At 67.3% G+C, this 1,502-nt stretch carries 1 protein-coding gene; it reads left to right on the forward strand.

The genetic code is table 11. The features are described from left to right. Positions 1-1,502, forward strand: a 1,502-nt coding sequence (locus IB234_RS23760) for an acyl-CoA dehydrogenase C-terminal domain-containing protein (RefSeq protein WP_192322318.1), incomplete at both ends; no start/stop codon positions are given.

The following is a 1,502-nucleotide window of genomic DNA, read 5'->3' on the forward strand; positions in this document are numbered from 1 at the left end:
GGGCGGCTGGGTCGGCCTTTCCGGCAATCCTCAGCATGGCGGCATGGGCATGCCCAAGATGCTCGCCGTGCAGTTCGAGGAGATGCTCTACGCCGCGGGCTCCAGCTTCGCCCTGTACTCCGCGCTGAGCTCCGGTGCCTGCCTGGCGATCGATGCGCATGCCAGCGAGGCCCTGCGCAGCACCTACCTGCCGCCGATGTACGAGGGCCGCTGGGCGGGTTCCATGTGCCTGACCGAGGCCCACGCCGGCACCGACCTGGGCATCATCCGCACGCGCGCCGAACCGCAGGCGGACGGCAGTTACGCCATCAGCGGCAGCAAGATCTTCATCACCGGCGGCGAGCAGGACCTGACCGAGAACATCATCCACCTGGTACTGGCCAAGCTGCCGGATGCACCGGCCGGTCCCAAGGGCATCTCGCTGTTCCTCGTGCCCAAGATCAAGGTCAATGCCGATGGGTCGCTGGGTGCGGCCAATGCCGTGAGCTGCGGTTCCATCGAGCACAAGATGGGCATCAAGGCCTCGGCCACCTGCGTGATGAACTTCGACGGTGCCGAAGGCTACCTGATCGGTGAGGAGAACAAGGGCCTGGCGGCCATGTTCACCATGATGAACTACGAGCGGCTGTCCATCGGTATCCAGGGCATCGGCTGCGCCGAGGCTTCCTATCAGAACGCCGTGGCCTACGCCCGCGAGCGTATCCAGAGTCGCTCGCCCAGCGGCCCGCAGGCGCAGGACAAGATCGCCGACCCGATCATCGTGCATCCGGATGTCCGCCGCATGCTGCTGACCATCCGGGCGATGACCGAAGGTGGGCGTGCCTTCGCCAGCTACGTGGGCCAGCAGCTCGACCTGAGCAAGTTCAGCGAGGACGCCGCGGAGAAGCAGGCGGCCGAGAGCCTGGTCGCGCTGCTCACCCCGGTGGCCAAGGCATTCTTCACCGACAGTGGCCTGGAAAGCACGGTGCATGGCCAGCAGGTGTTCGGCGGCCACGGGTACATCCGCGAGTGGGGGCAGGAGCAGTTGGTGCGCGACGTGCGCATCGCGCAGATCTATGAAGGAACCAATGGCATCCAGGCCCTCGACCTGCTCGGGCGCAAGGTGGTGGCCAACGGCGGCGCCGCGCTGCGCCAGTTCACCGCAGAGATACGCCAGTTCGCGACCGCGGAGGTTCCCCACCGCGCCGCGCTGCTGGACGCGGTCCAGCGCCTGGAGAACACCACCGACTGGCTGCTGCAGCAGGCTCGGAACAACCCCAACGAAGTCGGCGCCGCCTCGGTGGAGTTCCTGCACCTGTTCGGCTACGTCGCCTATGCCTGGCTGTGGTCACGCATGGCCCAGGTCGCCCGGAGCCGGCGTGGCGAGGACGAGGCCTTCTACGGCGCGAAGCTGGCAACGGCGGACTTCTACTTCCAGCGCCTGCTGCCTCGCATCCTCGGTCTGGAGGCCGCCATCCGCGCCGGCAGCGAGCCTCTGTTCGGCCTGGCGGCCGAGCAGTTCT

The organism is Pseudomonas sp. PDM16 (assembly GCF_014851865.1).
Lineage (GTDB): Bacteria > Pseudomonadota > Gammaproteobacteria > Pseudomonadales > Pseudomonadaceae > Aquipseudomonas.